Raw genomic sequence first — 26,162 nt, forward strand, 5'->3', positions numbered from 1 at the left:
GGCGGGGCGTGAGGGCGGCGGACCATGATCGACGGCATCGACAACGGGCGGCGGGAGTTGACGGCTCTGGGCGACGCCCTGACCAACGCGGAGCGCAAGCGGGTCGGCAGCGCGTCCCCCACCGCGCTGGCGGCGCGGCTGATGCGGGTGGCCCGGCATTTCCCCGGATCGGTCGATCACGCGCTGATGTGGCAGATCACCGATCTGGTCGCCGGGCGCGACATCGGCGACGCCTACAAGCTGACGATCATCCGCATGGGCTGGGCGTCGATCCTGCAAGCGGAGTTCAAGGCGCACGGCCTGCGGATCGTCGGCGCGGAGACCGTCCGCCCGCAAGCCCGCGCGGCCTGATCGCCACACCACACGGCACGCTTTTTCCCCGGCAGGCTTTACCCAGCGGGCAAAAACAACCGGGCGGCGGTTGCCCCTCCGCCCGCACCATCGCGCAGGGATCACGCGCCAGCGCTTTGATTCGCAATGATTTTTTGATGGTGGCACAACGCGTGCTTGCTCAAACGGCACCCCCGCCGTTTTGGGACGACCATCATGCAGGTTTCCGGTTACGCCAGCTACGCCACCAACCCCTACGCCCAAACCCGCGCGTCCTCGCGGACCAGCAGCACGGCGGCGGGGACGACGGATGAGAGCGCCAGCGGCAGTTCCGCGAGCAAGACCAGCGCCGCCGACGCCTTTCTGGCCGAAGCCAGGAAGACCCCGGCCCAGCGCATCCGCGAAGACTGGCTTGCCCGTCACAAGATGTCCGAAGACGACCTGAAGACGATGGACGACAAGCAGCGCGAGGCGGTCGAAAAGGACATCGCCGAAGAGATCAAGCGCAAGCTGACCGGGCAGGACAGCCAGCGCGGCGCGGTGGTCAATCTCAGCGCGTGAGACAAACCGCGCCGCGCGGCACCGCTCAAACCTCGCGCACCGACAAATGGACGTTCTGACCGCCTTCGCGTTCCAGCAGGGCGGCGGCGCGCACCTCCCGCTCGCCGTCGGTCACGGCCACCCACAGGATGACGCCCCCCGCTTCCAGGGCGCGGGAAAACTCGTCGGGCTTGGGGTGGCTGGTCAGTTCGTCCAGGTAATCCTTGATCGCGACACCGCCCAGGCTGGCGGCGACCAGGGCGGCAACCGCCGCCTCGATGGGGCCGCCGACGATGGCGATCAACCCGGCGGTGGTCAGGGGAAAGGCGTATTTCATCTCGCCCACCAGCCCGGTCAGCGCCTCGTCGCGCGGCTTGCCCGCCTTGGGGTCGGCGGCCTCCAACGAGGTGTGGCTGGCCAGGATCGACAGATCGGAGCGGTCGAACCCGTCGTCGATCAGGGTGGCGACGGCGCGGTCGAAATCCGCGCGGGTGGTGAACAGGGCCACGACCTCGCGCACCTCGCGGGGGGCGGCTTGTGCGGTCGATGACGTCATGATGGTCGGCTCCCTGGGAGTGTTTTGAGTCGCGCGGGCGGCGGATCAGTCCGCCATGGTCCCATCGCCGCGTTTCCATCATTGAACGCCCCGGCGCGCGCCCGCGTCAATGGTGGGGGCCATCGAAACGCAATCGTTGGTGCGCGTCCGATTGCCTCAGCGCCGATCCCCTCACGCCGCGTGTCGCTCCGGTCCCGACCGCGTGCTAGGGTGCGCGGCCTCGCCGCCTCTCTTCACCAGATCGAGCCTTTTCCGTGTCCGACACCGCCGCCACCATCATCATCCCGCCCGATGCCACGCCGATGATGGCCCAATATCTGGAGATCAAGCAGGCGCACCCGGATTGCCTGCTGTTCTACCGGATGGGCGATTTCTACGAGATGTTCTTTGACGACGCGGTGACGGCCGCCGCCGCGCTCGACATCGCGCTGACCAAGCGCGGGCAGCATCTGGGCGAAGACATCCCGATGTGCGGCGTGCCGGTGCACTCCCACGAAAACTACCTGCAACGGCTGATCCGCCAGGGCATCCGCGTCGCCATCTGCGAACAGATGGAAGATCCGGCGGAGGCGAAGAAACGCGGCTCCAAATCGGTGGTCAAGCGCGGGGTCATCCGCATCGTCACACCGGGCACGCTGACCGAAGACAGCTTGCTCGATTCCCGCTCCTCCAACTGGTTGGCCGCCATCGCGGAAACGGCGGGTGGGGTCGGGCTGGCGTGGCTGGAGATGTCCACCGGCGAACTGGTGGTGCAACCGGTGGAGCGTTCAAGCCTGGGGGCCGCGCTGGGCCGCCTGGACCCGCAAGAGGTGCTGATTTCCGAAAAACTGTCCCAGCAACCCGACCTGTTCGAGCTGTGGGCGGAGTGGAAATCCCGCCTGACCATCCAGCCCACCCCGCGTTTCGACAGCGAAAACGGCAAGCAGCGCCTGCACAGCCTGTACGGGGTCGGCACGCTCGATTCCTTCGGGGCCTTCACCCGGGCGGAGATCGCGGCGGCGGGCGCGCTGGTCGGCTATGTCGAGTTGACGCAAAAGGGCCGGGTGCCCCGGCTGTCGCCGCCCCGCCGCCTTGGCCCCGGCGCGGTGATGGAGATCGACGCCTCGACCCGGCGCAATCTGGAACTGACCCGGACCATGACCGGGGAGCGGCGCGGCAGCCTGCTCGCCACTATCGACCGCACGGTGACGGGGGCCGGAGCGCGGCTGCTGTCGGCCCAACTGTCGGCCCCGCTGACCGATCCCGCCGCCATCGCCGCCCGGCTGGACATGGTGGAGTTCGCCGTCGCCGAGGAGCGGTTGCGCGGCGATCTGCGCGACACCCTGCGCCGCTGCCCCGATCTGGAACGCGCGCTCACCCGCTTGACGCTGGGGCGCGGCGGGCCGCGCGATCTGGCCGCCGTGCGCGACGGGCTGATCCAGGCCGCCATCGTCCGCCAGTTCCTGACCGACGCCCGCCCCCTGCCCGCCGGGTTCGACCGGCTGGACCGGCGTTTGGGCGAACACAGCGAGCTGATCGGCCAATTGTCGGCGGCCCTCGCCGCCGATTTGCCGTTGCTGGCGCGCGACGGCGGCTTCATCGCGCGCGGCTATTCCCACGCGCTCGACGAGCTGGTGACGCTGCGCGACGAAAGCCGCCGCCTGATCGCCGGGTTGCAGAGCGGTTACGCCGAGCTGGCCGGGGTGCCGTCGCTGAAGATCAAGCACAACAACGTCTTGGGCTATCACATCGAAGTCACCGCCACCCACGCCGACAAGCTGATGACCGGCAAGGGCCGCGAGACCTTCATGCACCGCCAGACCATGGCCAACGCCGTGCGCTTCGGCACCGTCGAGCTGTCGGACCTGGAGCGCCGGATTTCGGAGGCCGCCGACCGGGCGCTGGCCGTGGAGGTCAGCCTGTTCAACGATCTGGTCACGGCGGTGTCGGCGCGCGCCGACGCCATCGCCCAGACCGCCCACGCCCTGGCCGAACTGGACGTGGCGACCGCGCTGGCCGAACTGGCGGTGGAGCGGCGCTACACCCGCCCGCTGGTCGATGATTCGCTGGCCTTTTCCATTCGGGGCGGCCGTCATCCGGTGGTGGAAGCAGTGCTGGACGCCGCCCAGGCCGGGCCGTTCGTCGCCAACGATTGCGATCTGGCCCCGGACAACCGGCTGTGGCTGCTGACCGGTCCCAATATGGCCGGCAAATCGACCTTTTTGCGCCAAAACGCCCTGATCGCCGTGCTGGCCCAGATCGGCAGCTTCGTGCCCGCCGACCACGCCCACATCGGCGCGGTGGATCGCCTGTACAGCCGCGTCGGCGCGGCGGACGATCTGGCGCGCGGGCGGTCCACCTTCATGGTGGAGATGGTGGAAACCGCCGCCATCCTCAACCAGGCCGGGGCGCGGGCGCTGGTCATCCTGGACGAGATCGGGCGCGGAACCGCCACGTTCGACGGGCTGTCCATCGCCTGGGCCTGCGTGGAAAGCCTGCACGACGTCAACCGCTGCCGGGCGTTGTTCGCCACCCATTACCACGAACTGACGATGCTGGCGTCGAAGCTGCCCGCCCTGTCCTGCCACACCATGCGGATCAAGGAATGGCAGGGCGACGTGGTGTTCCTGCACGAGGTGACGTCCGGGGCCGCCGACCGCAGTTACGGCATCCACGTCGCCAAGCTGGCCGGGCTGCCCCCGGCGGCGGTGGCGCGGGCCGAAGCGGTGTTGAAGCTGCTGGAATCGGGCGACCAGAACGCGGCGATCCACCGCTTGGCCGAGGATTTGCCGCTGTTCAGCGCCGCCCTGAAGCGCCCGCCCGCCCCGGAGGCAGCCGCCACGGCCCCCGCCGGTCCCTCCCCGGTGGAGGAGGCGTTGCGCGCGCTCGACCCCGACAGCCTGACCCCGCGCGCCGCGCTGGAGGAGCTGTACCGCCTGCGCGGCCTGCTGGGGGCGTAACAAAAACGCCCCTCCTCCGCGCGGGAGGAGGGGCGTCGGAACGCTCAAGAAACCGATGAACGCCTTACGCCGCCGCCCGCAGGTCGCGGAAACCGATCATGCGGCGGTTGTCCTCGTCGATCAGGGCCAGCCGCACGGTGGCGAAGCTTTCCCAGATGCCCAGCTTGGCCACCTTCTGGAAATCCTGGATCGCCAGATGGCAATCGCGCAGGCGGTAGTTCGGCACGCGCGAGGCCAGATGGTGGACGTGGTGATAGCCGATGTAGCCGGTCATCCAGTGCAGCCAGCGCGGCAGATCGTAGAAGGAGCAGCCTTCGATGGCGGCGTCGTGGAAATCCCACTCCTTTTGCGTCCGCCAATAGACGTTTTCAAACTGGTGCTGCACGTAGAACAGCCAAATCCCGATGGTCGCGGCCAGGATCACCACCGGCGCCCAGATCATCAGGACGTGCAGCGCGCCAAAGGCCAGCATGAACAGGGTCAGGCCGGTGCCGATCATGACGTTGGTGGACAGAACGCTGATCCACGCCTTCGGGTCGCGCTCCTGCCCGCTCAACGGAAAGCGGAACTTCCACATGAACAGCACCGTCGGCCCCAGGCCGAACAGCACCAGCGGGTGGCGGTAGACCCGGTAGACAAAACGCTGCCAACGGCTGAGCGCCAGATACTCGCGCACCGTCAGGGTGTTGATGTCGCCGGTCCCGCGCTTGTCGAGGTTGCCGGAGGTGGCGTGGTGCACCGCGTGGTCGCGCCGCCACACCTCATACGGCGTGACGGTGAAGACGCTGAGGCAGCGCCCGACCAGATTGTTGGCCCAATCCTCCTTGAAGAAGGAGCCATGGCCGCAATCATGCTGCAGCACGAACAGGCGGGTCAGGAACAGCGCCGCCGGGATCGCCAGCAGCAGGCTGAGCCAATAGCCGACCTCCAGCGCAAAGCCCATGGCGGCGACCAGGGCGGCCAGCGGCAGCAGCGTGCTCACCAACTGGCCCAGGCTGCGGCTCGCCACCGGGGTTTTGAAATCGGCCAACCGCTCGGCCCACAGACGGGCTTGGGCCTTGCGGTCGCGAAGGGTGGATTGCGGGGAAACGGAGCCGGTCAAAACGGCAGAAGCGGTGTCGGGGCGCGACGCGGGTGCGCCGAGATCCAGCGCCTGGGCAACAACGGTCATTGCGAAGGGGTTTCCGCGATCAAAGGTGGCCTTGGGACCATCCCGTTCGCGGGACCGTCCGCGTGGCAAAATACCTGAAGAGACGGCGGATTTCCGTCGCAAAAACACGGCGCGACAATTTTTCTAAAAATCGCGTCCGTCCGGGTCAATCCGCGCAACGCCTTGGCTCACCCCCCGTAACGCCGTTGCGCCTCCACGGTCAGGCCCAAACCGACGGAGCCGAAAATGTTGCCCTCGACCACGCGGGCGTCGGGCGCTTCGGCCAGGATCGCCGCGCGCACCTGCGGCAGCAGGGTGGAGCCGCCGGTCAGGAACACCGCGTCGATGCGGTCGGGCGTGACCCCGGCATCGGCCAGACAGTCGCGAATCCGGTTGCCGATTCGCGCCGCCAGCAATCCGGTGGCCCGGTTCAGGCCGGGCACATCGACCGGCAACGCCAGCGACCCCTCGCCCCAATCCAGGGCCAATTGGGTTTCGGCGTGGTCGGACAGGGCGATCTTGGCCCGCTCCACCGCCATCGCCAGCGCGTGGCCCTGGCGGTGCTCGACGATGCCGATCAGCCGCTCGATCTTCTCCGGGACCGCCGAATCGCGCATCAGCCGTTCCAGCTCGGCCAGCGCCTTGGTGGTGTAGAGGAAGTTGATCTTCGACCAGGTGGCCAGATCGAAATAGACGCTCTTCGGGGCCAGCAGCCCGGCCCGCTTCAGCGCGCTGCCGTGCCCCAGCTCCGGCATGGCGGTGGCGAGGCTGAAATCGCGGTCGAAGTCGGTGCCGCCGACGCGGATGCCGTCGTTGGCCAGAATGTCGGCCGACCGGTCGGGCTTGCCGCGCCGCTCCGGCCCGATGCGCACCACGGAAAAGTCGGAGGTGCCGCCGCCGATGTCGGCGATCAGGGCCAACTCCTCCCCCGTCACCCGCTGTTCGTAATCCAGCGCGGCGGCGATGGGTTCGAACTGGAAGGAGACGTTGCGGAAGCCCGCCGCCCGCGCGATCGCCCCCAGCGTCTCTTCCGCCGCCGCGTCGCCCGCCGGATCGCCATCGACGAAATGGACCGGCCGCCCGACCACCACGTCGCCCAGCTCCGCGCCCAGCGTCGCTTCCGCCCGCCGCTTCACCGTGTCGAGAAAGGTGCCGATGACCGCGCGGAAGCTGATGCGGCCCTTGCGCAGGGCGGTGTCGGCGTCGATCAGGTCGGTCCCCAGCATCGACTTGATGGAGCGCATCAGACGCCCCTCGACCCCGGACACATAGGAATCGACCGCCGCCTGCCCGATGGTGACGGCGTCGGCCTCGAAATCAAAGAAGACGGCGGTCGGCAGCGTCGTGCGCGGTCCGTCGAGCGCCAGCAGCCGGAAGCCGCCCGCCGCGTCCTGCACGCCCAACGTGGTGTTGGAGGTGCCGAAATCCAAACCGCATGCCGTCATCGCCCAACCCCCGCCGATCTGACCGCCGTCCCACACCATCCGCCGACGCAGTGGAACGCCGCAAAAGGGGCGAGCGTATAGACGCTCCCGCCCCGCCGATCAAGCCACAGTTTTGCACAGGGACGCCCGGAGTCCGAGGGATGGACGCAACCGGCTGGAGGTGGGGGGCGGAACCCGCTACAGTCGGTGACGTTATGCAGGAATCAACGCCAGACAGACGGGGACCACGGGCGGTGACGGTGAAGGAACTGGACGTGACCGGGCTGCAGTGCCCCTTGCCGATCCTGCGCACCCGCGCGCTGCTGGACCGGATGGAACCGGGGGAGGAGCTGGTGGCTCTGGCGACCGATCCGGCGTCGGTCATCGACTTCAAGCATTTCTGCAACACCACCGACAACCGGTTGCTTGCCCACGAAACCCGCCCGCACCCGGACCACGGCACCCTGTTCGTCTACCGCATCCGGCGCGGCGGCTGAGGCCGACACCAGACAGCAAGGAGCCGCCCGATGCCGCCGCAAGACCCCACATCGCCGATCACCACCCCGCTGCCGCCCGCCGTTGCGCCGCCGCTGCGCCCCGGTGCCGTCATCCACGGCCCCGGTTCGGCGGGGGTGGACGCGCTGCTGGAGGGCTTCGCGGCGGAGCTGAAGGCGCGTGGCTTCCGGGTCGGCGGTCTGGTCCAGCGCAACCATGGGGCCATCGACGATTGCGCCGAGGTGATGGAACTGGTGGACGTCGCCAACGGGCGGGCCTTTGACATCACCCAGCGGCTGGGCCGGGAATCGCAATCCTGCCGGGTCGATCCCACCGGCGTGGCCGACGCCAGCCAGGCGGTGCGCCGCGCCGTCGCCGACCGCGTCGACCTCCTCGTCATCAACAAATTCGCCGGTCTGGAAGCGCAGGGCGACGGGCTGGCCGACGAATTTCTCTCCGGCATTGCCGAAGGGGTTCCGGTGCTGACCAGCGTCGGCAGCCGCTATCTGAACGAATGGCAGGGCTTCACCGGCGGCTACACCGACCTGCTGACGCCCACCACCGACTCGCTGTGGCGCTGGTGGGGGCCGCAGCGCCTCTATGACGATCTGCTGCACGGGATGGCCGACGCCGAGGTGCGCAAGCTGGTGGTCGGGGCCAAATGGGTGCTGGTGGAAACCGCCCACGGCATGGGGGTGGCCGCCCGCCAAGGGGTGGAAACCGAACCGGTGGACCCCATGCGTTGGGCCGGGCTGGGTCTGCGCGATCTCGCCGCCCTGGCCGCCCGCGCCTGGGACCCGCTGGACATCGCGGTGGGGGTGGCGGCGATCAACGCCCATTGCAACCGCCCGGACCTGACCGGCGCGCCCGGCAACGGGCTGGATCTGTTCGCCGGGGTCGAGGGCCGCGTCGTGGTGATCGGCGGTTTTCCCGGATTGGCCCGCCGCCTGCCCCGCGCCCAGGTGATCGACCTGACGCCGCGCGCGGGCGAACACCCCGAACCGGCCAGCGACTGGCTGTTGCCGGGGGCCGAGGCGGTGGCCGTCACCGCGTCCGCCTTCGCCAACCGCACGCTGCCCCGCCTGCTGCGGCAATCTTGCGGCGCGCGGATGGCGATGATCGGACCCGGCACGCCGCTGACCCCACGCCTGTTCGCCTATGGCCTGCAATCGCTGGCCGGATTCGTCGCCGAAGACCGCGCGGCGGTCGCCCGCATCATCGCCGAAGGCGGTGGGTCGCGTGACTTTCTCCCCCATGGGCGGATGGTCACGCTTCACCGCCCCTCCATATAACTCGCCAGACCCTTCGCAACCGAGAGACCATGACCATGGCCGATCTGGATCCCCAGACCCGCATCGAACTGGAAGCCGCCGCCTTTCGCGGGTTGGTCGCGCATCTGCAAAAGCGCACCGACGTGCAGAACATCGACCTGATGAATCTCGCCGGATTCTGCCGCAACTGCCTGTCGAAATGGCTGGCCGCCGCCGCCAAGGAGCGCGGCGTCGCCTTCAGCGACGACGACGCGCGCGAGGCCGTCTATGGCATGCCCTACAGCGAGTGGAAGGCCAAGCACCAGTCACCGGCCAGCGCCGAACAGCAACGCCTGTTCGAGGAGTCCAAGCCCCTGCACGCCGACATCAGCGGGCACAACGCCCGCTGACGCCCCCCGCTCAGGGGCTGACGAAGAAGGGCTGGGCGATCTCCTGAAACACCGCCAGCCCTTCGCAGGCGTCCGCGTGCGCGGCCAGCGCCGCCCAGCGCGTGGCGTCGAACACGTCCGGGTGCGCCTCGCGCACAAAGCGCAGGACGCAGCCGACGGCGATGTCGGCGTGACCCATCCGATCCCCGAACCACCAGGGTCCGGGCCGCGCCGCCCGGTCGGCGTTCAGCGTGTCGAGCACGCCCGCCACCTGGGAGGTGCAGCGCTCCACCCACGGGCGTGAACTGTTCTGGTGCATGATCCGCTCATAGACCAGGCTCACCGCCTTGTCGCCCAACCCCATCGCCAGAGTCGCCACCTTCAGGGCGCGCCGCCGTTCCACCCCGGCGTGGGGAAACAGCGCGCGCTCCGGCCCGGCCAGCTCGTCCAGCCAATCCAGAATGATGGCGCTGTCGATCAGCACATCGCCGTCGTCCAGCACCAGCGTCGGCACCCGCTTCAGCGGGTTGTAGGCCGCCAGCGCGTCGGCATCGCCAAACACCGACCAGGGGCGATGCTCGAACGCCATGCCATAGAGCCGCAGCGCGATGGCGACGCGGCGGACAAAGGGCGAGTCATACTGACCAATCAGAATCATCGGGCGGCTCCGTCGAACGGGTGTGGATGAGGCGGATTCTCATCCGAGGTCGGATGGTACCACACCACCACCCATCGGCACCCCCAACCGTCATGCGGTCCGCACAACCCACCGTCCCGTCGCATCCCACCTCAATCGCGGGCGACGATGGGCGACAGCTTGTAGCGTTCCGCCGCCGCCGCCAACCGCCCGTCGGCCTTGATCGCAGCCACGAAGGCGTTGACCCGCGCCAGCCACGCGTCATCCCCCGGCACCACCGCGTAGGCGTAGGGGGTGGGCTGCACCGGCTGGTCGGGCACGATCAAATGCGCCCAGGGGTGAAAAGCCAACATGCGCTGGCCATAGGGGTAGTCGGTCAGGAAGGCGTCGGCGCGTCCGGCCTGCACCTCCTCCTCCCGCTCCTGCGGGCGGGTGACGGCGACGATGCGGGCGCGGGTCATGGCGTTGCGGGCGTAGCCGTCCATGAAGGTCCCGCTTTGCACAACCACGACGTTGCCCTCCTGGTCCAGATCGGCCCATTTGCGGATCTGCGTGTTGGTCTTGGTGGTGACGGCGTAAATGCCGCTGCGCAGGTAGGGCGCGCTGAAAGCCACCTGCGCGGCGCGGGCGGGCGTGGCCCCGATGGCGAACATGCCGATGTCGCAGCGATCACCGCGCAGATCGTCGATGAAGCGTGGGAAGCTGGTTTCGACGAACTCCAGCGCCACGCCCAGATCAGCGGCCAGCGCCCCGGCCATGTCGATGTCCACCCCCTCCAGCGCGTTGGTGCGCGGGTTGCGGAAGGAAATGGCGTAATAATCCGGCCACATGCAGACACGAAGTTTCTTGTCAGCGGCAATTTTCTCCAGCCGCCCCGTTGCGTTCGCGCTGCAAACACCAAACGAAGCGACAATGAACAATGCGGTGACGAACGTAAAAAGACGGTGGGCACGGGCGTTCATGGCGTCCCCTTCGCGTTGGTGTCTCAACCCGATCTTTCCGGGAGAGTCCCCGGATTGCCAGTCAGAGCAACAGGATACCATCACAAACGCCGCAGGGGCAGCGTATGCTTTGCGCAACTCTGCAACCGCTGTTACCATATGCCCCGGTTGTTCGCGATGAGGCGAACCCCCAATCATGCCCAGGCCCCTGCCTTTGCCCCCTGCTCTTCCCCTTAGCGCCGGAACGCCGCCCTGACCGCGCCTGCCCCGCCCCCCGTCCCCCGCATCGGCCTGAAAGACCTGTTCCTGCACCGGGGTGGGGTGCTGGTGTTCGGCCTGTTGGCGGTGATCGCGCTGCTGGTCAACCTGGCCTACCAGTCCACCGTCGTCCGGCGGGCGACCCTGGACCAGACGCGCGCCAACCTGACCAGCCTGACCAGCGCGCTGGAGGCATCGACCACCCGGACCATCCAGGCGGTGGACATCACCCTGTCGTCGATCATCGACAGCGTCGGCGACAGCGATCTGATGCGCGCGGACAACGGGAAGGACGAGATCGCCGCCCTGCTGAAGGACCGGCTGCGGCGATCCCCCCACCTGCGGGCGCTGGCTCTGCTGGACCGCAACGGCCGCTTGCTGCTGAGCACCGACGGCGCGCCGCGCGACCCGGTGTTCCTGGCCGAATTCGACATCGTCCGCAACCACGCCCAGGATCGGAACTCCGCCCTGGTGATCGGCGCGCCGATTCCGGGCCGCAGCCTGCTGACCGCCAACAACAAAATGGAGTTGTCGGGCCGCTGGCTGCTGCCGATGAGCCGCGCCCTGCGCGACGCCGACGGGGCCTTGGCCGGTGTGGTGGTGGCGACCGTCAACCCCGATTATTTCCAGGGGCTGTATCAGACCTTGCGGATGTCGGACAGCGCGCGGGTGGCGCTGTACCGGTACGACGGAACCCTGCTGATCGCCCAGCCGCAGCCCAACGCGCCGGGCGATCTGCGCATCGGCGGATCCGCCGCCGCCGCCCCGCTGTTCCGCGCCCGCCTGCCCGCCGCCGAACACGGCGTGTTCGACGAGGTTGGAGGCGATGGGGCCGATGGTCCGACCCGCATCACCGCCTACCGCACGACGCCGACCTGGCCGCTGGTGCTGGCGGTCAGCGTCGACGAGGCGACGGAGCTGGCGGTTTGGCGCGACACCATCCGGCAATCGGGCCTGTTGGCCGGAGGCTTCATCCTGCTGATCCTGCTGTTCGGCGTGCTGCTGGCGCGGTCGACGACCACGCAACGGCGGCAGGCCGCCGCGCTGGAGGAAAGCAACGCCCGGCTGCACGCCATCCTCGACACGGCGGTGGAGGGCATCCTCACCGCCCGCCCCAACGGCGTGATCGAAAGCGCCAACCCGGCGGCCCACGTCATTTTCGGCTGCCCGCCGGGCGGTCTGGTCGGGCGGTCGATCACCGACCTGTTGCCGCCGGAGATGCGGGCGGCGCAAACCCGTTTCCTCGACGACATCGCCGCCGGGACCAAACAGTACCGAACCGGCTTCAGCCGGGAATTGACCGTCACCCGGCTGAACGGGGAGCGTTTCCCCCTGCTCTTTTCCGTGGCGGAGATCCAGACCGCCGCCGGGCCGCTCTACGCCGCCATCATGCGCGACCTGACCGACGCCAAGCGGGCCGAACAGGTTCTGCTCGACGCCAAGCTGCGGGCGGAGGATGGCCAGCGGGTGAAGATGGAATTCCTGGCGACGATGAGCCACGAAATCCGCACCCCGATGAACGGCGTCATCGGCATGGCCGGGCTGCTGCTCGACACGCCGATGAACGACGAGCAGCGCGGTTTTGCCACGACCATCCGTGATTCGGCGGAATCGCTTCTGGTCATCATCAACGACATCCTCGATTTCTCGAAAATCGACGCCGGGCGGCTGGATCTGGAGATCGACGATCTGGAGCTGGTCCCGCTGGTCGAAAGCGTGCTGGAGATTCTGGCCCCGCGCGCCGCCGCCAAGGGGCTGGAATTGGCCAGCTTCGTCCCGCCACCGCTGCGCCGCCCCTATCGCGGCGATTCCGGACGGTTGCGGCAAATCCTGCTCAACCTCGCCGGCAACGCGGTGAAGTTCACCGACCAGGGCAGCGTCACCATCCTGCTGTCCGAAGAGCTGGGAGAGGCCGGAACGCCCCAGCTCCGCTTTGAGGTGCGCGACACCGGCATCGGCATCGCCGAGGAGGACCGCGCCCGCCTGTTCACCATGTTCACCCAGGTCGACGCCTCTCCCGCCCGGCGGCACGGCGGCACCGGTTTGGGGCTGGCGATCTGCAAGCGGCTGGTCGAGCTGATGGGCGGGCGGATCGGGGTGGACAGCCAGGTCGGGCATGGCAGCGTTTTTTGGGTGACGATCCCGCTGGAGCGAAGCACGGCGGTGGTCCAGACCCCCGCCCCGATGGCCGACTGGACCGGACGCCGGGTTCTGGTGGTCGACGATGTGCCGGTGAACCGCGATCTGCTGGCGCGTCACCTGTCCAGCTTCGCCATCGAAACCGAAACCGCCGAAACCGGGGACGAGGCGCTGGCCCGCATGATCGCGGCGGCCGAGGCCGGGCGACCTTTCGACGCCGCGATCCTGGACCATCGGATGCCGGGCATGACCGGCCCACAACTGGCCAACCGCATCCGGCAGACACCGGGCCTGTCGGGGGTGCGCTTGGCGCTCGCCACCTCCCACCTGTTCCCGACCGACGCACCGGACGGCGACCCCGCCGACGCCGCCCCGGTCGAAGCCAACCTGACCAAGCCGATCCGCTTCAGCGCCCTGTGCCAGGCGCTCGCCACCGTGCTGGACCGGCGCGCCGGAGGGGAAACGTCCCAGGCCGCGCGCGCCGTCATCGCCCCACTCCCCCCCGCCGTTCCCGCCACACCGGCGTTCCAGGCGCGCGTCCTGGTGGCCGACGACAACCCGGTCAACCAGCAGCTGACGCTGGCCCTGCTGCGCCGGGCCGGGCACAAGGCCGAAGCCGTCTCCAACGGCGAGGAGGCGGTGGAGGCGGTGTCTTCCCGATCCTACGATCTGGTGCTGATGGACGTGCAGATGCCGGTGATGGACGGCCTGAGCGCCACCCGTGTGATTCGCGGCCTGTCCGGTCCACCCCGCCACATCCCGATCATCGCGCTCACCGCCAACGCCATGCAGGGCGATGACGCGGTGTGTCTGGAGGCCGGGATGGACGATTACCTGTCCAAACCGATCAACGCGCGCAAGCTGGCCGAGGCGGTTCTGCGCTGGGCACGCCGAGCCGGTGCCCCCTGCGCGCCCGCCGCCATTGTTGGCACACCGCTGCCCAATCTTGCCCCTTGCGGTCCAACGCTTGCCCCCGGTGCCCCGGCGCGCCCTGCGCCCTGCGCCCCGCGCGCAGCCGATCGCCCGTCGCCCATCGCCTGGACGCCCCCCGACCCGGCCGAGGATCCGTTCAACCCGGTCAAACGGGCGGAGTTGCTGGCGGTTCTGGGGCCGGACGGCTTGGTGATGCTGATGAACGCCTTCTTCGCCGACGCCCCCCGCCACATTGATCTGCTGCGCGTTGCGGTTGTGGAATCCGATCATGAATCGGTTGCCCGCGAAATCCATGTGATCAAAGGATCGTCGGCGAATGTGGGGTTGGGGCGGTTGTCAAACCTTGCCGAGCAACTTGAGGCTGCAATTCGCCTGAAGAACTGGGCGGATGTGCGCCCGGAACATGTGGACGGACTTGCGGCGGAACTGGCCCATGCGCATGTGTGGAACGCGCGATTCTGTGGCGCGGCTGGCGCTGTTGTGTCGCCGGAGGCCGTTTCTTAGCGAACCTTTGACGGCACGGATGATCTGTGGCAGTTGAACACACGACCACCGCACGCACCATCAGGAGAAGTCCGCGATCATGGCCGAACCCGTCACAGCTTTGGTGGTCGATGACGAGGAAATGACCCGCGCCATCGTGGCGGGTTATCTGGCGCGCATCGGCTACCGCACGCTGGAGGCGTCCTCGATCGCCGAAGGGTGGGCGATCCTGTCCAACCCGGCCCACACCATCCACGTCGTGCTGCTCGACCGCCGGCTGGAGGATGGCGACGGGTTGGAGCTGTTCGAACGGATGAAGTCCCTGCCGACGCTGGCCGAGATTCCGGTGATCGTGCAAACCGTGTCGGACAGCAGCGCCGACATCGCGGCGGCGATCCGCGCCGGGGTGTTCTATTATCTGATGAAGCCCTACGACGGTGCCCTGCTGCGCTCGGTCGTGCGCTCGGCGGAGGAACGGTCGGGCCGCTTGCGCAGCCTGCAAGGCGATTTGCGCTCACGCGCCGACGCCATCGCGCTGCTGCGCGACGCCCGTTTCCGCTTCCGCACCCCGCAGGAGGCGCAAAATCTGGCCATCACCCTGTCCACCATCGCCGACACCGCCCACAGCCTGACCTTTGGCCTGTCGGAAATCCTGATGAACGCGGTGGAGCATGGCAATCTCGGCATCGGCTATGACGCCAAGAGCGAGTTGAAGGCCAATGGCGGCCTGATCCGCGAGATCGAAGCCCGGCTGGCCTCGCCCGAACATCGGGACAAATACGCCACCCTGCATGTGGAGCGCAGCGACACCCGCGTGTCCTTCACCGTCACCGACATGGGCCAGGGCTTTGATTCAAGCCGCTATCTGACGGTGGACGCCTTCCAATCGACCGCCACCCACGGACGCGGCATCGCGCTGGCCCGAATGGTCGGTTTCGATCAACTGACCTATGTCGGCACCGGCAACCGGGTGATCGGCGTGGTCAATCTGGATCGCCCGGCGGATCCGGTCGCCGACTGATCCACAGCGCGGTCAGATCGTCGGCCAACGGGCGCGGCATGCTGGTGAAATAGCGTTCCAGCAATTGCCGCAACGGCCCGCCTTCCAGGTCGGCGTCCTCGTCCAGCCCGCTGACCAGATCCACCACCCCCTGATAGCCGAAAATCTGCCCCTCCCAGTCGCGCGCCTCGAACAGCGCGTCGCTGAACAGGAACAGGAAGGACCCCGGTGGGAACGCCATCGCGCGGTTGCGGTAACTCGCCTTGGGTGACACGCCCAACGGCAGGCCGACGCTGGCCCCGACCTCCAGCCCGCCGTCGGGCCGCCCGATGATCGGTTTGGGCGCACCCGCCGTGGCGTAGACCACGGTCCCGGCCCGCACATCGATCACCGCGTAGATCATGGTGGCGAATTGGGTCTCGGGCAGCAGCCCCACCAGCAACCCGTTGATGGCGGCCAGGGTTTCCGCCGGATCGTCGCCGGGCAGCGCGATCTTGGTCAGCAGCGCGTGCAGACGGAAGGTGTTGAGCGCCGCCGCCACACCATGGCCGGTGAAATCGCACAGGAAGACGGCGAAACGGTGGTCGTCGAGGGCGCGCGCGCCCCAGATGTCGCCGCCCAGTTCCGAACTCGATTCAAAATGGCTGTCGAGCCGGATGGCGTAGCGCCGCTCCAGCCCGCCGCACTCCGCCAGCGTCGGCAGCAGATCAAGCTGCATGTCGCGCGCCAGCGTCATCCGCTGCACGGCCCCCGTGTGGTAGGTCTGGAGGCTGCCGATCACCGCCTGAAGCGACCGGTTGAGCGCGCGGTTTTCCAGATGCACCCGCAGGCGCGCCGCCAGTTCCGGCCGTGTCACCGGGCGGGGGATGAGGTCGGTCGCCCCCGCCTTCATCAAGGCCAGCCGCTCCCCCGCCCCGGCAAAACGGCCCAGCACCAGGATCGGCGCGTCGCGCATGCCGGGCAGCGCGCGCAGCCGCGCCAGCAGGTCCAGCCCGTCGGTCAGGATGCCCAGATGCAGCACCAGCAGATCGGGGGCACCTTGGGCCACCATCGCCAGCAGCGTGTCGGTGTCCTGCGCCACATCCATCGCCCGCACGCCGATGGTGCTCAACGCCGCGCGCAGCACCGCCAAAGCGGGCGGGCGGGGATGGGCAATCAGGACCCGCTGCCCCCCCACCGCGCGGGCGGCGTCGGGCGCAGCGGCGGCGGCGGTGCGGTCAGAACTCACAGGGGATGATCGTGTGGAATTCGGAGATTTCGATCATGTCGCGGACCTGCCCGCGCGGGTGCTTCATCTTCAACTGCACCGACACACGGTTCCCGGCGTTGTTCGCCAGCACCAACAACCCCAGCCCCGCCGAATCGATGAAATCCAGACCGCCAAGATTCAGCACGCATTCGACGATGCCGTCCTTTTCCATGCCGTCGATGATCTGGCGAAAGGCGTCGTTGGCCTCAAAGGTCAGTTGCCCGCGCAATTCCACCTCGCGGACCCCGGCCTGATCGCGAACCGTGTAGTTCATACCCCACCCACTTCCCTCGGATCCGATGCAAACGCGCACACCAAAGGATGAACAGGGTATCAGAACATGTCCATGAAAACGATGAAAACAGGGGCGCGCACAACCGCCCCCGATGGCGGTGGCCCCGATGGCGGTAGGGCGCAACGGCCGACCCGGCTCCGACCACCATCAGACGGATTGCATGCCCGGTTCATACACGACCACGCGGTTCCGCCCTTCCCGCTTGGCGCGGTACAGCGCCAGATCGGCGCGGTGGATCGCCTTCTCCAGCGTGTCGGACGCCCCTTCCAGCCCGGCAATGCCGATGCTGGTGGTCAGATGGAACGTGGTTCCGGGGGCCGGGATCGCCATCCGGGCCAGATTGCGCCGCACCCGTTCGGCCACCACGCGGGTTTCGTCGGCGGTGGCGCCCGGCAGGACAACGACAAACTCCTCCCCGCCCAGTCGCCCCAACAGGTCATACTCGCGCAGGATCGCCTGACAGCCGCCCGCCACCATCCGCAACGCGTCATCGCCGGTGGCGTGGCCGTAGGTGTCGTTGATCTTCTTGAAGTGATCGACGTCGAGCACGAACACCGCCAACGGTTCATGAAAGCGGTGGGCACGGGCCAATTGCTGGCGCGCCAGCTCCATGAAGGAACGCCGGTTGTGGATGCCGGTCAGCGGATCGCGCGACGCCATGTCGCGCAACGCCTCTTCCATGTTGCGGCGTTCGGTGTAGTCGTAAATCCAGGCGAGGTTGACCGGCGCGCCTTGAATCACCGCCTGATTGACGGTGAACAGCGTCCAGAAGGGCGACCCGTCGGCCTTTTTGAACTGGACCTCCATGTTCACGACCGCGCCGTTGCCGCGCAGCCGTTCCAGAACCCGTTGGCGCTGGTGGTCGTCCAGATAGTAATCGCGCGCCCGGCTGCCGATGAGCTGGTCGCGCGACAGGCCGATCAACTCGGCAAAGCGGGTGTTGACGAAGACGATGCGCCCGTCGTCGCGGCGGGACACCGACACGCCGATCGGGCTTTGCTCCAGAATGGCTTCCAGCCGCGCCTCGTAGGGCTGTGATTCGGTCAGGTCGTGCACCACGCCGACGATGCCGCCCGGCGCACCCAGACCATCGCGGTAGGACGCCTTGGACAGATCGATCAGGCGCAGGTTGCCATCGGCCAACGGAACCGCCTCCTCGTACCGTGTGGCCGCGTCGGTTCCCAGCAGCAGGCGGTCCTGTTCGACATGGGCCTGCGCCACCCCCGACCGCATCATGGCGAAGGAGGTCTTGCCGAGAAGCGCCTCCCGCATCAGGCCGGTGTAGCGTTCGAACGCCTGGTTGCAGGCGGTGAACACCCCCTGGGCGTCCTTGATGAAGGTCGGGACCGGCAAAATCTCGAACAGCGCGTCCAACTGCGCGACACGGCCTTGCAGAGCGATTTCGCGGCGCACCTGGGCGTCGACATCGGTGAACAGGTGCAGACGCAGCGCCTCTCCCGCCGGGCCGTCCACCGGCTGGATCGTCTCGGCAAACCAGCGCTCCGCCCCGTTCCGGTCGCGCAGCGCCCGCAAGCCGGGGCGCTCGCCCCCACCGGTTCCGTGGAACGACTCCAGCGGGCGGCCCAGAAGGTCCGGATCGGCAAGGCCAAGATGGGTGCGCAGCGCGCCGTTGACGTAACGGATCACGCCCGTGGCGGACGCCACGCACGCGCAAATCGGCAGATCGTCGTACACGCGCCACAGATCGCGCCGCGCGTCACCGCACCCACCCTCAACAGTCGCCACACCATGACCCACTTTCACCATAGGGGTGAGTGTCCCACAAAATATTATTGCTCCGCAATGATGGTATTTGACAAATATTGTTTGCTGTCCAACCATCGCCCCAACCAATCGTTGGCGCGACTCCAAATCCCCTGATTGTTCAAGGGGCTGACGGATTTTCACGTTTCAGAACGCGGTCGCAGGCCTCGGTCAGCCGCTGGGCCGACGCCGCGTCGGGTGGCAGGCCCAACCGCAACCACTCCGCCTGACGCTCGAATCGGCGGACCAGGAGTCCCGCCGCGCCCAGCCCCCGGTACAACGCCGCCGCGCGATGGTCAACCACCAGGCGGAACAGACTGGTTCCCCCCACCACCCGCAACCCCAGCGCCGCCAGCCGCGCGTCCAGCGCCGCCGCCGCGTCGGCCAGCCGTTGGCGGGTGGCCACAGCCCACGCCGCATCGGACAAGGCGGCGGTCGCCACCACCAGCCCCGGTCCCGACACCGCCCATGGCCCGATGGCCGCCCGCAGCGCCGCCGCCAGCGGCTCCGCGCACAACGCGATGCCCAGGCGCAGCCCCGCCAGCCCATAGAATTTGCCGAAGGAGCGCAGCACGATCAGCCCCGGTTGATCGGTATGCCCCGCGACGCTGGCCACCGGATCGGCGTCGGCGAACGCCTCGTCCACCACCAGCCACCCGCCGCGCGCCGCCTGCCGCTCCGCCAGCGCCAGCAGATCGGCCACCGGATGCACCCGGCCATCGGGGTTGTTCGGGTTGACAACGACGATCACCGCCGCCCCCGCCGCGTCGGCGTCCGCCAGCGTCGCCACCTCCCCCACCCGGTGCCCGGCCGCGGCCCAACAGGCCGCGTGCTCGGCGTAGGTCGGAGTCACCACCACCACCCGCCCCGGCGGACGCAGGCGCGGCAGCAGTTGAATCAACGCCTGCGAGCCGGACGCCGCCGCCACATGATGGGCCGAGGGCGCGCCGTAGCAGGACGCCGCCGCCGCCCGCAACCCGGCCTCCGCCCCGCGCGCGGGCAAACGGTTCCAGGCGTCGGCGGGAATCGGCGGCAGCGGATAGGGCCAGGGGTTGATCCCGGTGGACAGATCGATCCAAGGCAGCGGCGCGGTGGGGAAAGCCGCGCGCGCGCCGTCCAGATCGCCGCCATGCAGAATCCCCGGCCCGGCCCGGCCCAAGTCCACACCGGTGTCCGCACCCGTGCCGAGGCCCGCGCCCGCGCCGTCTGTCCCCTTGGTTGCCGTCCTGCTTTCGGCCATGATCCCCGCCATTGCACCCACCCATCCCCGCGCCGCCGGACCGGCGCCTTTGCCAGAAAGCCCGCCGCCCGTGTCTGCCTTTCACCCTGTATTGCTCGCCACAGCGCTGCTTGTCGAGGCGGCGGTCGGTTTTCCCGATGCGCTGTACGCGCGCATCCGCCATCCGGTGGTGTGGATCGGCGCGCTGATTTCCCATTTGGACCGCGCGCTGAACCGGGAGACGGACTCCTTTGACCGCCGCAAGGCGTCGGGCGCGCTGGCGCTGCTGGCGCTGCTGCTGGTCGTCGGCGGCACGGCGGCGGCGGTCGCCGGGCTGTGCCGGGCGCTGCCGCTGGGTTGGCTGCTGGAAGCGGCCCTGGCCTCCACCCTGCTGGCGCAACGCAGCCTGCACGAGCATGTCGCCGCCGTGGCCGAGGGATTCCGCAAAGGCGGCCTGGACGGCGGACGGGAGGCGGTGTCGCGCATCGTCGGGCGCAACCCGGCCAGCCTGGACGAACCGGCGGTCTGCCGCGCCGCCATCGAAAGCCTTGCGGAGAATTTTTCCGACGGCATCGTCGCCCCGGCCTTTTGGCTGCTGGTGGGCGGGCTGCCCGGCATCGCGCTCTACAAGGCGATCAACACCGCCGACAGCATGATCGGCCACCGCACCCCGCGCCACGAGGCGTTCGGCTGGGCCGCCGCCCGGCTGGACGATCTGGTCAATCTGCCGGGGTCGCGCCTGACCGCGCTGCTGCTGGTCGCCGCCGCCCGCCGCATCAGCGCCGACGCGGCGGCGCGGGCCTGGACGGCGGTGCGCCGCGACGCCCACCGCCACCGCTCCCCCAACGCCGGATGGCCGGAAGCGGCGATGGCCGGGGCGCTGGATCTGCGGCTGGGCGGCCCGCGCGTGTACGGGGCCACCCGGATCGAGGATGTGTGGTTGGGCAGCGGGCGCACCGCCGCCACCCCGGCCGACATCGATTCGGGCCTGCGCCTCTACCGTCTGGCCTGCCTGCTGCTGGGCGGCGGGGCGGTGGTGCTGGCGGTGGTGGGTTGAATCCGGTTCCGAAACGACGTTCTGTAAACGCTGCTCATTCCGCTGTCGCAAGAAACGCGTCGATGTCCATTTCCCGCTCCAGACGGTCGGCGATGGCGTTGAGCGCGTCCTCCACCGCCGCGTCATAGGACAGGCCGGACACCCGTCCGCCCAACCCGGACAGGCAGGCGGCACGGAAACCGTCGGCGGTGAACAGGCCGTGCAGATAGCAGCCCTGCACCCGCCCGTCGGTGGAGGTGGCACCATCGCTGGTCCCGCCGTCCAGATCGAGCATTGGGCGGGCGCAATCCGGCCCCTGCGTGCGGCCCATGTGCATCTCATAGCCGGACACCGCCGCGCCGGTCGCGCGCTCCACCCCGCGCGCCTCCTCCAGCACCTTCGGCCCCTTCAGCACCGTGTCGACGGCGAGCAGCCCCAGCCCGGCGGCCTCGCCCGGCGGTCCTTCGATGCCGTCGGGGTCGGCGATGGTCCGACCCAGCATCTGATAGCCGCCGCAAATGCCCAAAATCCGCCCACCGCGCCGGGCGTGGGCCAACAGGTCGATGTCCCAGCCCTGCGCGCGCAGAAAGGCCAGATCGGCGATGGTCGCCTTGGTCCCCGGCAGGATGACCAGATCGGCGGCGGGCAGCGGACGGCCCGGCGGGACCATCATCAGTTCGACCCCCGGTTCCTGCGCCAGCGGATCGAAATCGTCGAAATTGGCGATGCGCGACAGCATCGGGACCGCCACCCGCAGCGCGCCGCCGCCAGCCTCGCCTCGCGTCCGGGGGCGGTCGAGCGCCACCGCGTCCTCGGCGGGCAGAGTCGCCGCTTCCTTCAGCCAGGGAACCACGCCGAAGCTGGGCCAACCGGTGCGATCGGTGATGACGCGCAGGCCGGAATCGAACAGGCGGACGTCACCCCGGAATTTGTTGATGACATAGCCCTTGATCCGCGCCCGCTCCTCCTCCGGCAACAGGGCGTGGGTGCCGACGAGGCTGGCGATCACCCCGCCACGGTCGATGTCGCCGACCAGCACCACCGGAACCCCGGCGGCGGTGGCAAAGCCCATGTTGGCGATGTCGCCCGCGCGCAGATTGACCTCCGCCGGGCTGCCCGCCCCCTCCACCACCACGATGTCGGCCTCGGCGCGCAACCGCGCGAAGCTGTCGAGCACGGTGCCGAGCCATTCGCGCTTGCGCGCCTGATAATCGGCGGCCCGCGCGGTCCCCACCACGACGCCGCGCACGACGATTTGCGAGCCAACATCCGACTGCGGCTTCAGCAGCACCGGATTCATGTGGACGGTCGGGGCGACGCCGCAGGCCCGCGCCTGCAACGCCTGCGCCCGCCCGATCTCCCCGCCGTCGGCGGTGACGGCGGCGTTGTTGGACATGTTTTGCGGCTTGAACGGCCGGACGGACAGGCCGCGCCGGGTCAGCGCCCGGCACAGCCCGGCCACCAGCAGCGATTTGCCAACGTCCGACCCGGTCCCCTGGAGCATGATGGCGCGCCCCGGTCTGGCCCCAGCGGGTGTGACCATGCTCAGAACTCGATCCCGGCCTGGGCCTTGATCCCGGCCTCGAACGGGTGTTTGACCAGCGTCATGTCGGTGACGAGGTCGGCGGCGGCGATCAGTTCCGGCTTGGCGTTGCGCCCGGTGACGCAGACGTGCAGGTCGGGCCGCCGCGCGGCAAACACCGCCAGCACCTCGTCCAGCGGCAGGTAATCCATGCGCAGGGCGATGTTCAGCTCGTCCAGCACGATCAGGCGGTAACGCGGGTCGTCCATCATCGCCTTGGCCTTGTCCCACGCGGCTTGCGCGGCGGCGATGTCGCGGGCGCGGTCCTGGGTGTCCCAGGTGAAGCCCTCCCCCATCGTGTAAAAATCGACCAGATCGTCGAAGCGCTCCAGCGCCACGGTTTCGCCGGTGGACCAGGCCCCCTTGACGAATTGGACCATGCCGACCCGCATGCCGTGGCCGACCGCCCGCATCATCAGCCCGAAGGCGGCGGTCGATTTGCCCTTGCCCTTGCCGGTGTGGACCATCAACAGGCCCTTCTCCATGGTCTTGGAGGCCAGGGCGCGTTCCTGCAACGCCTTGCGGCGCTTCATCTTTTCGGCGTGGCGGCGGTTGATCTCCGCCTCATCAACGGTGGGGTCGGTCACAGGGCCTGTCCTTTTGCGTAAATCGGCAGCCCCGCCACGGTCAGAACGACGCGGGGGGCGATGGCGGCGATGGCCTGATGCAGCCGCCCGGCGTGGTCGCGGAAGCAGCGGGCCAGCGCGTTGTCCGGCACGATGCCCAAACCGACCTCGTTCGACACCAGCACCACCCGCCCCGGCAGCGTCGGCAGCAGGGCGACCAGCGCGGCGGTGTCGGCGGCGATGTCGGCGTCCTCGTCGGCGAGCAGGCGATTCGTCAGCCACAGGGTCAGGCAATCGACCAGCAGAGCGCCGCCCGCCGCCGCGTGGGCGCGCAAGGCCCCGCACAGGTCAAGCGGCTCCTCCACCGTCCGCCAGTGCGGCCCGCGATCGGTGCGGTGCTGGGCGATGCGGTCGGCCATTTCCTGGTCCCAGGCCCGCGCGGTGGCGATGTAGACGCGCGGCCCGTCCAACGCCGTGACCAGCCCCTCGGCAAAGCGGCTCTTGCCCGACCGCGCGCCGCCCAGCACCAACGTCAGGTCGGGGATCGGGGGAACAGCGGTCATCATGGGCAGGCGTCTCCGGCGGGCGGTGCGGGCGGATGCGGACTGTCGCAAACCCAACCCGATCCGTCAAACCCGCCACGGGGCCTTGGCCCAAACGCAAAAGGCCCCTTCCACCGGAAGGGGCCATGCGGCAAGGCACGTGACGTGACCTTATTGGATCGTCGCACCGGCGGGCATCGCCCGTTCCACCGCGCGGGTCATGCCGTAGCTGTCCAGGCCACGGACCAGACGGCGGTAATAGCCGACGATGTACACCCGCAGCGCGCCGGTCAAATGAGCCTCACCACGGGTTTGATCGATTTCCGTCAACAGGGAATGGATGGTCATGGCCCGGCGCTGGGCAATGTCCTGCGCCGCGTCCCACAATTCCGGCTCCATCCGCAAGCTGGTGCGACGGCCATCCACTTTCACATTCCGGCAAATCAGCATATCACGCCTCCATCATCCGACACCGGATGCATACCCGCGCAATACACCCCGCCGCAGTGAAGTCTTTCACAGCCGGGCCGAAACAATGGTCAGAATACGGTTCGGTAGGGAATAGCCAAGGGCATAGGCCCTTTCTCCAAAGGCCGCGCGACACCGGACCAAAGTCGAAAAGGCGTTGAGAACCCAGCGTGTCAGTGGCATTCCCCGACCGAACGCGGGCCGCACAGCCGCGCGCCGTCGGTCCAGCGCGCCCCACTCAGATCGGCGTTGTGCAGGTCGGCCCCGCCCAGCTTCGCCCCACTGAGATCGGCGTTGGCCAGCGATGCGCCCACCAACTTGGCGTTGCGCAGATCGGCGTCGCGCAGGGAGGCTCCGGCCAGATCGGCGCGGGTGAAATCGACCTCAATCAGGCGTGCCCGGTCAAACCGCGCGCCAACCAAGGTTGCGCTGATGAATTTGGCGCGGTAGCCATCGGCGTCGCTGAGGTCGGCCCCGGTCAGGTCGGCGCGCTGAAAGCTGCTGTCGCGCAGCATCGCCCCGGTCAGGCGCGCGCCCGGCATCGCCTGCCCGTCAAAGGCGCAGCGCCGCCAGACCACGCCCGCCTGCGCCACCCCGTTGCAATCGGCCAGCGCCGCGCCGGAGACCGTCACCAGAAACAGCCCAAACACCAGGGCGGGGAAAGGTCGCTGCATCATCCCCTTGAGATGGGGAGTTCAGAGGCGGGCGCAAGGGCGCGCACCGCCCGCCCCGCCTGCGGCGGACACGGCAACAAGGCGTGCGCCGCCACCATCGCGGCCAGGGCGGCGGCGGCGGACGGTTCAAAGGAGCAGGATTTTCGCGTCGTCAGATCGACGTGCAGCAGCATGAATTCCGCCGTCGCCGCCAGCGTCCCATCGCCCGCGTGGTGCATCTGGTGGAACAGGTGCAGCCGCTTGCCGTCCGCCCCCAGCACCAGCGTGGCGAAGCGCAGCGGATCGCCCTCCACCACCTCCCGCGCGTAGGTCAAATGCGCGTCAACGACGAACAGGGAGCGCTGTTCCGCCGCGACATAGGCCCGCCCCAAGCCAAAATGGTCGAGCACCGCGTCGGTCGCCTGATCGAAGGCCAACAGGTAATAGGCCACGTTCATGTGGCCGTTGTAGTCGATCCACTCCGGCCGGACGGTGGCGCTGTGCAGGGTGAGCGGTGCGGGGGTGGTCATTCGGCAAATCCCAAAAAGCGCAGGATGTCGGCCCGCACGGTCTCAATCTCGCCCAACCACGCAACAACCTCCTCAACCGTGGGATCGTCGGGTGGAGCGTCAAACAGATCCGTTGCTGGATAGCGGTAGGCGACGGCCAGTTCGGTAAAGCGTTGGAAGGGAACCAAAACCGGGCGCAACGGATGGTCGGCGGGCAACCGCCCGGTCAGCATCGACAGATCATGACTCTTGGGTGGGTGAAGCCCGGCGGCGACCAACAGCGCCTTCACCAGCTTTTCCGCCGCCTGCTGGCAGTGGAAGGCAGCCCCCGCCGGCTCTGGGTCGGGGCCGACGATGGCCTTGCGGATGATGGCAAGATCACGGTCGGCCACCCCGATCCAGGACCGGACAACGTCACGCTCCATAGACACGGACGCCGTTGTGGTTGGCTTCGTAGCACAGCGTGCCAACCGAATCCTTGTAGCGTTCGAATCCGTTTCTGGAGCAGGGAACGATGTCCGCCGGAACGCCGGTGTCACGGTTGGCCGCAAACGCCCAACGCAGGCTGCGCTGTTCCTTGGGCGTGTCGTCAGGGACGATCACCAACAGATCGTAATCGCTGTCTTCGTGGCAATCACCGCGCGCCCGGCTGCCAAACAGATAGACGGCCTCCGGCTTCAGCGCCGGGATGATCCGGTCCAGCAGGATGCGCAGCTTTTCATCATCGACCACCGCCATGCCCACCACCATCCGGGTTGCCACCGCCCGCCCATCCTAACACAGGATGGGCGGGCGGTGGTTGCGGGCTTTCACGC

26 protein-coding genes are annotated in these 26,162 nt (G+C 68.6%); 9 read left to right on the forward strand and 17 right to left on the reverse strand.

What is annotated here, in order from left to right; all coding sequences use genetic code 11:
• Positions 1–24 precede the first annotated feature (24 nt).
• Positions 25–351, forward strand: coding sequence for a hypothetical protein (locus EJ903_RS00880; protein ID WP_126611235.1), 327 nt, complete (start codon positions 25–27; stop codon positions 349–351).
• Between the two features lie 195 nt (positions 352–546).
• Positions 547–891: a hypothetical protein gene (locus EJ903_RS00885; RefSeq protein ID WP_126611237.1), complete on the forward strand. Its 345-nt coding sequence runs from the start codon at positions 547–549 to the stop codon at positions 889–891.
• A 25-nt stretch (positions 892–916) separates the two neighbouring features.
• Here the strand turns inward: EJ903_RS00885 and EJ903_RS00890 are convergent, their stop codons facing one another.
• The gene (locus tag EJ903_RS00890) at positions 917–1,426 is read right to left on the reverse strand and encodes a hypothetical protein (protein ID WP_126611239.1); all 510 of its coding nucleotides are present in this window, start codon (positions 1,424–1,426) and stop codon (positions 917–919) included.
• Positions 1,427–1,728: 302 nt separating this feature from the next.
• On the opposite strand from EJ903_RS00890, the gene mutS reads away from it, so the two are divergent.
• Positions 1,729–4,365: a DNA mismatch repair protein MutS gene (gene mutS, locus EJ903_RS00895; protein ID WP_126611792.1), complete on the forward strand. Its 2,637-nt coding sequence runs from the start codon at positions 1,729–1,731 to the stop codon at positions 4,363–4,365.
• 64 nt (positions 4,366–4,429) lie between these two features.
• On the opposite strand, the gene EJ903_RS00900 is transcribed toward mutS, so the two are convergent.
• Both EJ903_RS00900 and EJ903_RS00905 read right to left on the reverse strand, forming a co-directional pair.
• Complete coding sequence (locus EJ903_RS00900) at positions 4,430–5,536, reverse strand: fatty acid desaturase (RefSeq protein ID WP_126611241.1); 1,107 nt, start codon at positions 5,534–5,536, stop codon at positions 4,430–4,432.
• 167 nt (positions 5,537–5,703) lie between these two features.
• On the reverse strand, positions 5,704–6,960 hold the full coding sequence (locus EJ903_RS00905; protein WP_126611243.1) for an Hsp70 family protein: 1,257 nt from the start codon (positions 6,958–6,960) through the stop codon (positions 5,704–5,706).
• Positions 6,961–7,214: 254 nt separating this feature from the next.
• Here EJ903_RS00905 and EJ903_RS00910 point away from each other — a divergent pair, with 254 nt between their 5' ends.
• The 3 genes from EJ903_RS00910 to EJ903_RS00920 are packed head-to-tail and all read left to right on the forward strand — an operon-like array spanning position 7,215 to position 9,094.
• On the forward strand, positions 7,215–7,436 hold the full coding sequence (locus tag EJ903_RS00910) for a sulfurtransferase TusA family protein (protein ID WP_246015047.1): 222 nt from the start codon (positions 7,215–7,217) through the stop codon (positions 7,434–7,436).
• 30 nt (positions 7,437–7,466) lie between these two features.
• Positions 7,467–8,726 carry a DUF2478 domain-containing protein gene (locus tag EJ903_RS00915; RefSeq protein ID WP_126611247.1) on the forward strand — a complete coding sequence of 420 codons (1,260 nt, stop codon included), beginning with the start codon at positions 7,467–7,469 and terminating at the stop codon, positions 8,724–8,726.
• A gap of 35 nt (positions 8,727–8,761) precedes the next feature.
• Positions 8,762–9,094: a DUF1244 domain-containing protein gene (locus EJ903_RS00920; protein WP_126611793.1), complete on the forward strand. Its 333-nt coding sequence runs from the start codon at positions 8,762–8,764 to the stop codon at positions 9,092–9,094.
• Between the two features lie 10 nt (positions 9,095–9,104).
• Here EJ903_RS00920 and EJ903_RS00925 read toward each other — a convergent pair whose 3' ends face one another.
• Positions 9,105–9,731 (reverse strand): glutathione S-transferase family protein, encoded by a 627-nt coding sequence (locus EJ903_RS00925; RefSeq protein WP_126611249.1) that lies wholly within the window; start codon positions 9,729–9,731, stop codon positions 9,105–9,107.
• Positions 9,732–9,862: 131 nt separating this feature from the next.
• Positions 9,863–10,540: a substrate-binding periplasmic protein gene (locus EJ903_RS00930; RefSeq protein ID WP_246015049.1), complete on the reverse strand. Its 678-nt coding sequence runs from the start codon at positions 10,538–10,540 to the stop codon at positions 9,863–9,865.
• A 438-nt stretch (positions 10,541–10,978) separates the two neighbouring features.
• Here EJ903_RS00930 and EJ903_RS00935 point away from each other — a divergent pair, with 438 nt between their 5' ends.
• Together EJ903_RS00935 and EJ903_RS00940 are read left to right on the forward strand one after the other, a co-directional pair.
• On the forward strand, positions 10,979–14,485 hold the full coding sequence (locus EJ903_RS00935) for a response regulator (RefSeq protein ID WP_246015051.1): 3,507 nt from the start codon (positions 10,979–10,981) through the stop codon (positions 14,483–14,485).
• Between the two features lie 79 nt (positions 14,486–14,564).
• Positions 14,565–15,485, forward strand: coding sequence for an ATP-binding response regulator (locus EJ903_RS00940; RefSeq protein ID WP_126611253.1), 921 nt, complete (start codon positions 14,565–14,567; stop codon positions 15,483–15,485).
• Here EJ903_RS00940 and EJ903_RS00945 read toward each other — a convergent pair.
• The 4 genes from EJ903_RS00945 to cobD all read right to left on the reverse strand — a co-directional run bounded on the left by EJ903_RS00945 (position 15,448) and on the right by cobD (position 20,012).
• Entirely contained in the window at positions 15,448–16,692 is a 1,245-nt protein-coding gene (locus EJ903_RS00945; protein ID WP_126611255.1) for a PP2C family protein-serine/threonine phosphatase, read from the reverse strand. The two genes, EJ903_RS00940 and EJ903_RS00945, sit on opposite strands and share 38 nt — an antisense overlap.
• A complete protein-coding gene (locus EJ903_RS00950) occupies positions 16,682–16,987 on the reverse strand; it encodes an STAS domain-containing protein (RefSeq protein ID WP_126611257.1) in 306 nt (101 codons plus the stop codon). Before EJ903_RS00950 ends, EJ903_RS00945 begins: the two co-directional genes overlap by 11 nt.
• A 168-nt stretch (positions 16,988–17,155) precedes the next feature.
• A complete protein-coding gene (locus EJ903_RS00955) occupies positions 17,156–18,754 on the reverse strand; it encodes a sensor domain-containing diguanylate cyclase (RefSeq protein ID WP_246015053.1) in 1,599 nt (532 codons plus the stop codon).
• A 139-nt stretch (positions 18,755–18,893) separates the two neighbouring features.
• Positions 18,894–20,012, reverse strand: a complete 1,119-nt coding sequence (cobD, locus tag EJ903_RS00960) for a threonine-phosphate decarboxylase CobD (RefSeq protein WP_126611261.1) — start codon at positions 20,010–20,012, stop codon at positions 18,894–18,896.
• Between the two features lie 70 nt (positions 20,013–20,082).
• Between cobD and cbiB the strand changes: the two genes are divergently transcribed.
• Positions 20,083–21,048: an adenosylcobinamide-phosphate synthase CbiB gene (cbiB, locus tag EJ903_RS00965; RefSeq protein WP_246015055.1), complete on the forward strand. Its 966-nt coding sequence runs from the start codon at positions 20,083–20,085 to the stop codon at positions 21,046–21,048.
• Positions 21,049–21,082: 34 nt separating this feature from the next.
• Here cbiB and EJ903_RS00970 read toward each other — a convergent pair whose 3' ends face one another.
• The 8 genes from EJ903_RS00970 to EJ903_RS01005 all read right to left on the reverse strand — a co-directional run bounded on the left by EJ903_RS00970 (position 21,083) and on the right by EJ903_RS01005 (position 26,109).
• Positions 21,083–22,570 carry a cobyric acid synthase gene (locus EJ903_RS00970; RefSeq protein WP_126611265.1) on the reverse strand — a complete coding sequence of 496 codons (1,488 nt, stop codon included), beginning with the start codon at positions 22,568–22,570 and terminating at the stop codon, positions 21,083–21,085.
• Positions 22,571–22,572: 2 nt separating this feature from the next.
• Positions 22,573–23,196 (reverse strand): cob(I)yrinic acid a,c-diamide adenosyltransferase, encoded by a 624-nt coding sequence (gene cobO / locus EJ903_RS00975; protein ID WP_126611266.1) that lies wholly within the window; start codon positions 23,194–23,196, stop codon positions 22,573–22,575.
• The gene (gene cobU, locus EJ903_RS00980) at positions 23,193–23,741 is read right to left on the reverse strand and encodes a bifunctional adenosylcobinamide kinase/adenosylcobinamide-phosphate guanylyltransferase (protein ID WP_377005531.1); all 549 of its coding nucleotides are present in this window, start codon (positions 23,739–23,741) and stop codon (positions 23,193–23,195) included. The genes cobO and cobU overlap by 4 nt, the downstream gene beginning before the upstream one ends.
• 147 nt (positions 23,742–23,888) lie before the next feature.
• On the reverse strand, positions 23,889–24,167 hold the full coding sequence (locus EJ903_RS00985) for a ribbon-helix-helix domain-containing protein (protein WP_126611267.1): 279 nt from the start codon (positions 24,165–24,167) through the stop codon (positions 23,889–23,891).
• A gap of 191 nt (positions 24,168–24,358) precedes the next feature.
• Entirely contained in the window at positions 24,359–24,862 is a 504-nt protein-coding gene (locus tag EJ903_RS00990; protein ID WP_126611268.1) for a pentapeptide repeat-containing protein, read from the reverse strand.
• Positions 24,859–25,368 carry a thioesterase family protein gene (locus EJ903_RS00995; RefSeq protein WP_126611269.1) on the reverse strand — a complete coding sequence of 170 codons (510 nt, stop codon included), beginning with the start codon at positions 25,366–25,368 and terminating at the stop codon, positions 24,859–24,861. Before EJ903_RS00995 ends, EJ903_RS00990 begins: the two co-directional genes overlap by 4 nt.
• On the reverse strand, positions 25,365–25,772 hold the full coding sequence (locus tag EJ903_RS01000) for a HEPN domain-containing protein (protein ID WP_126611270.1): 408 nt from the start codon (positions 25,770–25,772) through the stop codon (positions 25,365–25,367). The genes EJ903_RS00995 and EJ903_RS01000 overlap by 4 nt, the downstream gene beginning before the upstream one ends.
• Positions 25,762–26,109, reverse strand: a complete 348-nt coding sequence (locus EJ903_RS01005; protein ID WP_246015057.1) for a nucleotidyltransferase domain-containing protein — start codon at positions 26,107–26,109, stop codon at positions 25,762–25,764. The genes EJ903_RS01000 and EJ903_RS01005 overlap by 11 nt, the downstream gene beginning before the upstream one ends.
• Positions 26,110–26,162 lie beyond the last annotated feature (53 nt).

This window comes from Azospirillum griseum, from assembly GCF_003966125.1.
Taxonomy (GTDB): domain Bacteria; phylum Pseudomonadota; class Alphaproteobacteria; order Azospirillales; family Azospirillaceae; genus Azospirillum; species Azospirillum griseum.